This window comes from Carboxydothermus islandicus, assembly GCF_001950325.1.
GTDB classification, from domain to species: domain Bacteria; phylum Bacillota; class Z-2901; order Carboxydothermales; family Carboxydothermaceae; genus Carboxydothermus; species Carboxydothermus islandicus.
Map to the genome: position 1 here is coordinate 1 of NZ_BDJL01000045.1, position 1783 is coordinate 1783.

At 46.1% G+C, this 1783-nt stretch carries 2 protein-coding genes; both read left to right on the plus strand.

Annotated elements, in window-relative coordinates:
- The first annotated feature begins 206 nt into the window (after positions 1-206).
- Positions 207-1127 carry a cysteine synthase A gene (cysK, locus tag ciss_RS07585; protein ID WP_201787783.1) on the plus strand — a complete coding sequence of 307 codons (921 nt, stop codon included), beginning with the start codon at positions 207-209 and terminating at the stop codon, positions 1125-1127.
- A gap of 30 nt (positions 1128-1157) precedes the next feature.
- Entirely contained in the window at positions 1158-1649 is a 492-nt protein-coding gene (locus ciss_RS07590; RefSeq protein ID WP_268874208.1) for a methylated-DNA--[protein]-cysteine S-methyltransferase, read from the plus strand.
- The last annotated feature ends 134 nt before the right edge of the window (positions 1650-1783 follow it).

Below are 1783 nucleotides of genomic sequence, written 5' to 3' on the forward strand. Positions count from 1 at the left end.
CTCATCGGAAATGCCAGTTCTTGAATGCCCTTACTGTCCAGGTGGTATGGTGTATAAAGGAAAAAAAGAGTAAACATTGCTGCTTACTCTTTTAAGTCGCCCGAAGGGCGAATTTGTTCTGGATTAAAAACATAATAGTTGACAGGATTAGTAGGAATTAATATAATGGGTTTAGAAGGACAATATTAAAATGAGGTGATTTTATAATGCGGATTTATGAAGATATTACCCAGCTTATCGGCAGAACTCCGTTGTTGAAATTAAAAAAAGTTACCAAAGATGCAAAAGCGACGGTTGTAGCCAAGCTGGAGTATTTTAACCCGGGGGGAAGTGTTAAAGATCGTATTGCGTTTAACATGATTAAAGTTGCTGAAGAACAGGGGCTTTTGGATAAAGATACCGTCATTATAGAACCTACGTCTGGGAATACCGGGATTGGCCTTGCTATGGTGGCTGCAGCCCGGGGTTATCGCTTAATTATTACCATGCCCGAAACCATGAGTGTGGAGCGGCGAATGCTTTTAAAAGCCTACGGGGCGGAAATAGTTCTGACTCCCGGCGAACTGGGGATGACCGGTGCTGTAAATAAAGCCCTGGAGCTGGCGAAGCAATACCCTAAAGTGTTTATTCCGCAGCAGTTTGAAAACCCGGCTAATCCGGAAATTCATCGGAAAACCACCGCTCTGGAAATTTGGGAAGATACTGACGGTATGGTAGACATTGTGGTAGGCGGGGTTGGTACCGGAGGTACCATTACCGGTGTGGGAGAAGTGCTGAAATCCAAAAAGCCGGGGGTAAAGATAGTAGCCGTGGAGCCGGCTGCTTCACCGGTATTATCGGGAGGGAAACCCGGCCCTCATAAAATCCAGGGGATCGGTGCTGGGTTTGTTCCCAAAATATTTAATAGGGATGTAGTGGATGAAATTATTCAGGTTGAAAACGAAGATGCCTTTGCCATGGCGAAAAAGATTATAAGAGAAGAAGGGGTACTGGTAGGTATTTCTTCCGGAGCAGCCCTGTGGGCAGCGTTAGAAGTGGCCAGGCGACCGGAAAATGAAGGAAAACTTATCGTGGTTATTTTGCCCGATACCGGAGAACGTTACCTATCCACTCCCCTGTTTAGCTAATCCTCAAGCTTTCAAAAAGGGGGCTCTAAGATGGAATGTGATGTCATTATAACTGATTACGGTTATGTAGCCATTGCAGTTTCGGAGAAGGGGGTTTATGCAGTCTCCCTTCCTAAAGCTACTCCAAACGCTGCCTTGGAAGAAATCGGCGTAGAGATAAATCCAGTAAAATCCGAATTATTTTGTCAAACTGCCGAATTATTAAAGCGCTATTATGCCGGGGAAAAAGTGGATTTTTCTTTTTTGCCTTTAGATTTAAGCTGGGCTTTGCCCTTTGCCCGCAAAGTATATGAAAAGCTTCGAAAAATTCCCTACGGGGCAACCGTTACCTATGGTGAATTAGCAGGTCTTTCGGGAAACCCTAAAGCAGCCCGGGCGGTAGGACGGGCCATGGCTACCAACAAAATTCCGGTAATAATCCCCTGACATCGTGTCCTGGCTGCCGGTGGCGGCCTGGGAGGATTTGCCGGGGGACTATCCTTAAAAGAAAAAATGCTTAATATGGAAAAGCAGGCGTTATAGCCTGCTTTTATAATTCTGTGCGCCCGGCATGGGTGTTGCCTATAAGGTGAAAGTCCTGAACGGCGAAGGTAGTAGTAGCCGTTAGCTTAAGGCAAGGGTGTCCATCGCGAGGTGGAATCTGAAGGAAGCCGGCG

Excerpts from the sequence above, each read along its gene's own strand:
- cysK (WP_201787783.1), top strand. The coding sequence starts at position 207 with ATGCGGATTTATGAAGATATTACCCAGCTTATCGGCAGAACTCCGTTG.